This window comes from Epilithonimonas xixisoli (assembly GCF_004365655.1).
In the GTDB taxonomy this organism is placed as follows: domain Bacteria; phylum Bacteroidota; class Bacteroidia; order Flavobacteriales; family Weeksellaceae; genus Epilithonimonas; species Epilithonimonas xixisoli.
Genome location: NZ_SOEO01000004.1, coordinates 1 through 5,864 on the forward strand (window position 1 = coordinate 1; position 5,864 = coordinate 5,864).

General features: G+C 45.2%; 2 tRNA genes and 3 rRNA genes. All 5 read right to left on the bottom strand.

Annotated features, from left to right (window positions below):
• Positions 1-40: 40 nt before the first annotated feature.
• Positions 41-148, bottom strand: a 5S ribosomal RNA gene (rrf, locus tag B0I22_RS15955).
• Between the two features lie 185 nt (positions 149-333).
• Positions 334-3,094, bottom strand: a 23S ribosomal RNA gene (locus tag B0I22_RS15960).
• Positions 3,095-3,449: 355 nt separating this feature from the next.
• A tRNA-Ala gene (locus B0I22_RS15965) sits at positions 3,450-3,526 on the bottom strand.
• A gap of 83 nt (positions 3,527-3,609) precedes the next feature.
• Positions 3,610-3,683, bottom strand: a tRNA-Ile gene (locus tag B0I22_RS15970).
• A 158-nt stretch (positions 3,684-3,841) separates the two neighbouring features.
• Positions 3,842-5,359 (bottom strand): 16S ribosomal RNA (locus B0I22_RS15975).
• The 16S, 23S and 5S rRNA genes sit together here with 2 tRNA genes alongside, the layout of an rRNA operon.
• Between the last annotated feature and the right edge of the window lie 505 nt (positions 5,360-5,864).

The window sequence follows — 5,864 nt, forward strand, 5'->3', positions numbered from 1 at the left end:
AAAAAAAACGCTCATCAAGTGAATGATGAGCGTTTAAAAAAACTGGCGGCGACCTACTCTCCCGCTTTCGCAGTACCATCGGCGCTAGAGGGCTTAACTTCTGTGTTCGGAATGGGAACAGGTGAGCCCCTCTGCTAAAACCACCCTAAAGGCTGTTTTGTACAAAAGGATGTACAGTATATTTATATTACTAGATTCGAGATAAATAGAGTAGAGATAAGAGACTATTAAAGTCTATCATCTACCAGTCTATTATCCTATAGTCTAATAATTATCGATAAAAACGTTCACAAAGAGAGAACCTTGTTGTGCAATTGAGCACTATGCCAATTAGGCAATAAATCTACGGGTAATTAGTACTACTCGGCTATGACATTACTGTCTTTACACCTATAGCCTATCAACGTCGTCATCTCCAACGACCCTTAAAAGATGTCTCATCTTGAGGCGAGTTTCGCACTTATATGCTTTCAGTGCTTATCTCTTCCAAACGTAGCTACTCAGCGGTGCTCCTGGCGGAACAACTGATACACCAGAGGTTTGTTCAAATCGGTCCTCTCGTACTAGATTCAAGCCCTCTCAAACATCTAACGCCCGCAATAGATAGAGACCGAACTGTCTCACGACGTTCTGAACCCAGCTCGCGTGCCACTTTAATGGGCGAACAGCCCAACCCTTGGGACCTTCTCCAGCCCCAGGATGTGACGAGCCGACATCGAGGTGCCGAACCTCCCCGTCGATATGAGCTCTTGGGGGAGACTAGCCTGTTATCCCCGGAGTACCTTTTATCCTATGAGCGATGGCCCTTCCATACGGAACCACCGGATCACTATGTCCTGCTTTCGCACCTGATCGACTTGTAGGTCTCACAGTCAAGCACCCTTATGCCATTACACTCTACGCACGGTTACCAAGCGTGCTGAGGGTACCTTTGAAAGCCTCCGTTACTCTTTTGGAGGCGACCACCCCAGTCAAACTACCCACCACGCAATGTCCTTCTAAAAGAAGTTAGGCTCCAAGTAAGTAAAGGGTGGTATTTCAACGTTGACTCCACAAACACTAGCGTGCCTGCTTCAAAGTCTCCCACCTATCCTACACATTACTTACTCAAAGTCAATACGAAGTTATAGTAAAGGTTCACAGGGTCTTTTCGTCCCATTGCGGGTACTCGGCATCTTCACCGAGACTACAATTTCACAGAGCTCATGGTTGAGACAGTGCCCAGATCGTTACACCATTCGTGCAGGTCGGAACTTACCCGACAAGGAATTTCGCTACCTTAGGACCGTTATAGTTACGGCCGCCGTTTACTGGGGCTTCAGTCAAACGCTTCGCTTACGCTAACGCCCTTCCTTAACCTTCCAGCACCGGGCAGGTGTCAGACCCTATACAGCATCTTTCGATTTAGCAGAGTCCTGTGTTTTTGATAAACAGTCGCCTGGGCCTCTTCACTGCGGCCACCATTGCTGATGGCGTCTCTTCTTCCGAAGTTACGAGACTATTTTGCCTAGTTCCTTAACCATGATTCACTCTAGCACCTTAGGATTCTCTCCTCGACTACCTGTGTCGGTTTATGGTACGGGTTGCTTCACTTCGGCTTTTCTTGGAAGCACTTTCCTTACAACAACTTCGCCCGAAGGCTAGGTCTTGACTATTCCGTCAGTCTCCAGTAAGTACGGCACTCCGTCCCCTTTTTAGTGTGAGCAAGTTAGGGAATATTAACCCTATGTCCATCCACTACCCCTTTCGGGTTCGCGTTAGGTCCCGACTAACCCTCAGCTGATTAGCATGGCTGAGGAATCCTTAGTCTTTCGGTGAGCGGGTTTCTCGCCCGCTTTATCGTTACTTATGCCTACATTTTCTTTTCTATCCGCTCCACAATACCTCACGATACTGCTTCGGCGCAAATAGAATGCTCCCCTACCAGATGTACTAATGTACAAATCCATAGCTTCGGTAATATGCTTATGCCCGATTATTATCCATGCCGGACCGCTCGACTAGTGAGCTGTTACGCACTCTTTAAATGAATGGCTGCTTCCAAGCCAACATCCTAGCTGTCAATGCAGTCCAACCGCGTTGTTTCAACTTAGCATATATTTGGGGACCTTAGCTGTTGGTCTGGGTTCTTTCCCTCTCGGACACGGACCTTAGCACCCGCGCCCTCACTGCCGAGAAACATTTATTAGCATTCGGAGTTTGTCAGGAATTGGTAGGATTTGACTCCCCCGCATCCAATCAGTAGCTCTACCTCTAATAAACTTGTCTCGACGCTGCACCTAAATGCATTTCGGGGAGTACGAGCTATCTCCCAGTTTGATTGGCCTTTCACCCCTACCCACAGGTCATCCGAAGACTTTTCAACGTCAACCGGTTCGGTCCTCCACTTTGTGTTACCAAAGCTTCAACCTGCCCATGGGTAGATCACAAGGTTTCGCGTCTAATCCTACTAACTAAGCGCCCTATTCAGACTCGCTTTCGCTCCGGCTCCGGACCTGAAGTCCTTAACCTCGCTAGTAAAATTAACTCGTAGGCTCATTATGCAAAAGGCACGCCGTCACCCAACTTGTGGGCTCCGACCGCTTGTAGGCGTACGGTTTCAGGTTCTATTTCACCCTTCTATTCGAAGTGCTTTTCACCTTTCCTTCACAGTACTTGTTCACTATCGGTCTTTCAGGAGTATTTAGCCTTGGAGGATGGTCCCCCCATATTCAGACAGGATTTCACGTGTCCCGCCCTACTCATTTATCATCTAAATATGCCTTTCATATACCGGGCTATCACCGTCTATGGCTGTTCTTTCCAGAACATTCTATTAAACATATAAAGACTTTTGGGCTAATCCGCTTTCGCTCGCCACTACTTACGGAATCTCTTCGATTTCTTTTCCTCCGGGTACTTAGATGTTTCAGTTCTCCGGGTTTGCTCTCCAAATAAATTTGGAGTGACTGGTCTTCAACCAGACGGGTTGCCCCATTCGGACATCTCGGGATCAATTCGTGTGTGCCAATCCCCCGAGCTTTTCGCAGCTTACCACGTCCTTCTTCGCCTCTGAAAGCCTAGGCATCCGCCATACGCCCTTAACGATTTCTTTCCTAATTATTAATTAGTTCAGTATTTTTATTGCTTGATATTGCTATCAAGCGGTATTTTTATAAACTCAAGTGCTCAATTGCACTCGGTTTTCTCTTTGTGATGTTCTTATCGTTAATGTCAATGATCTTTTTTCTTCTTACTCAACTGATGAACAGATATTGTTTTTGGCTCTATCCGTAACTTTTAAATCAGTCTCGTAAAACAGCAATATATAAGAGTCTCGAACTCTTTGCATCAAATAATATCACTATTATTATAATGCAGACCCCTAATGGTCATAAATCTTGTCTTTCGTAAATGTATTATCTTCTATGCTTGTTACATCGCTGTAACTTTTTATTACTTTTCAGTAATGGTGGAGAATAAGGGAGTCGAACCCTTGACCTCCTGCGTGCAAGGCAGGCGCTCTAGCCAGCTGAGCTAATTCCCCTCTAGATTGATTTGAGATTATTCTTTTTGATATTTGATATTAATTTCAAATGTCAAACACTAAATTTCAAATCACTTAATTAGTAGTCTCGGGCAGGCTCGAACTGCCGACCTCTACATTATCAGTGTAGCGCTCTAACCAGCTGAGCTACGAGACTCTCTCTAATTAATAATTATTAATTAATAATTGTTAATTATCTCTTTATCCCTTTACTAATTTCTAGTGGGTATATTGTTATATAAGCAACCAAAGTAAAACCAAAGCTTTTTCAAGTATAAAAAACTTAATTTTGTTTATCGTCTAAAAGACGCTCTAAAATGAGATGTTCCAGCCGCACCTTCCGGTACGGCTACCTTGTTACGACTTAGCCCTAGTTACCTGTTTTACCCTAGGCAGCTCCTTTTACGGTCACCGACTTCAGGTACCCCAGACTTCCATGGCTTGACGGGCGGTGTGTACAAGGCCCGGGAACGTATTCACCGCGCCATGGCTGATGCGCGATTACTAGCGATTCCAGCTTCATAGAGTCGAGTTGCAGACTCCAATCCGAACTGAGACCGGCTTTCGAGATTCGCATCACTTCGCAGTGTAGCTGCCCTCTGTACCGGCCATTGTATTACGTGTGTGGCCCAAGACGTAAGGGCCGTGATGATTTGACGTCATCCCCACCTTCCTCTCTACTTGCGTAGGCAGTCTCACTAGAGTCCTCAACTTAATGGTAGCAACTAGTGACAGGGGTTGCGCTCGTTGCAGGACTTAACCTAACACCTCACGGCACGAGCTGACGACAACCATGCAGCACCTTGAAAAATGTCCGAAGAAGGATCTATTTCTAAATCTGTCATTTCCCATTTAAGTCTTGGTAAGGTTCCTCGCGTATCATCGAATTAAACCACATAATCCACCGCTTGTGCGGGCCCCCGTCAATTCCTTTGAGTTTCATTCTTGCGAACGTACTCCCCAGGTGGCTAACTTATCACTTTCGCTTAGTCTCTGAAGCGCAAGACCCCAAAAACGAGTTAGCATCGTTTACGGCGTGGACTACCAGGGTATCTAATCCTGTTCGCTCCCCACGCTTTCGTCCATCAGCGTCAGTTAAGACTTGGTAACCTGCCTTCGCAATTGGTGTTCTAAGTAATATCTATGCATTTCACCGCTACACTACTTATTCCAGCTACCTCAATCTCACTCAAGACCTGCAGTATCAATGGCAGTTTCATAGTTAAGCTATGAGATTTCACCACTGACTTACAGATCCGCCTACGGACCCTTTAAACCCAATAAATCCGGATAACGCTTGCACCCTCCGTATTACCGCGGCTGCTGGCACGGAGTTAGCCGGTGCTTATTCATACTGTACCTTCAGCTACTTACACGTAAGTAGGTTTATCCCAGTATAAAAGAAGTTTACAACCCATAGGGCCTTAGTCCTTCACGCGGGATGGCTGGATCAGGCTTGCACCCATTGTCCAATATTCCTCACTGCTGCCTCCCGTAGGAGTCTGGTCCGTGTCTCAGTACCAGTGTGGGGGATCACCCTCTCAGGCCCCCTAAAGATCATTGACTTGGTAGGCCGTTACCCTACCAACTATCTAATCTTGCGCGTGCCCATCTTTATCCGCCGGAGCTTTCAATAAATTACGATGCCGTAATATATATTATGGGGTATTAATCTTCCTTTCGAAAGGCTATCCCCCAGATAAAGGCAGGTTGCACACGTGTTCCGCACCCGTGCGCCGCTCTCAAGTCTCCGAAGAGACTCTACCGCTCGGCTTGCATGTGTTAGGCCTCCCGCTAGCGTTCATCCTGAGCCAGGATCAAACTCTCCATTGTATGTTTGTTTGTCCTTATACTCAAACTCAATTTAAAATTGACGCTTTGGTTTTTCTTAATTTGGTTGTTATATGTTATGTCAATGATCTTATATTCTTCTCGCTGCCTCAGGAATCTCAATCTGTCATTGTTCCCGATTTGCGAGTGCAAAAGTAAAAAGTTTTTTCCAAACTACCAAAACTTTTTTAAAGTTTTTTTTTCATAACCCGAAAGTCATTTTGGTACATTCTAAACTGATCTCCTGCGCTTCCATCTCTTTCGATTTGGGATTGCAAAAGTAGATAATGTTTTTCAAACTACCAAAACTTTTTTCAAGTTTTTTTAACCTATTTAAAAGACTAAATATAGTTCGTTTCCCTATCCTCTCCTGCGCTCCCCAATCTCTCGATTTGGGTCTGCAAAGATATGTTTTCCTTTTTTATCCTACAAGACTTTTTTTAACTAAATCTAGCACTCTTCATCAAGCCCTAAATTCATAATCATCGTCTGTAAGCTCTTCTGCGCT